Genomic DNA, 378 nt, shown 5'->3' on the forward strand with positions numbered 1-378 from the left:
CGGGTCGCGCAGCTCGGCGGGCCAGCGGTGCCAGTCGGCGCCGTGGGCCTCGGCGAGCGCGCACCAGGTGGCGTGGTCCTCCAGGGCCCGGCCCTGTCCGGCGCGGAAGTCGTCGTAGGCGGCGCGGCGGCCGGGCCCGAGCGGGACCCGGTGCACCAGTTCCAGCGCCTCCCGCTTGGCCTCCCACACGGCGTCCCGGTCGATCAGGGCGCCCTCGTCCAGCACCGCCCCGCGCAGCCGTCCGGCCCGCTCCAGCAGGGCGCGCACCCGGTCGCGGTCGTCGACGTACGCGAACTCGGGGACGTCCTCGATCCGCAGGTGGACGGGGTCGGGGAAGCGGCGGGAGGAGGGGCGGTAGGGGGAGGGGTCGGTCGGGGG

At 78.6% G+C, this 378-nt stretch carries 1 protein-coding gene; it reads right to left on the minus strand.

Annotated features, from left to right (window positions below; translation table 11 throughout):
• Window positions 1-378: 4-alpha-glucanotransferase (locus tag B7767_RS33865; protein ID WP_143652770.1), on the minus strand; the 378-nt coding region annotated here is incomplete at both ends.

The sequence above is a fragment of the Streptomyces sp. 13-12-16 genome, from assembly GCF_002114215.1.
Classification (GTDB): domain Bacteria; phylum Actinomycetota; class Actinomycetes; order Streptomycetales; family Streptomycetaceae; genus Streptomyces.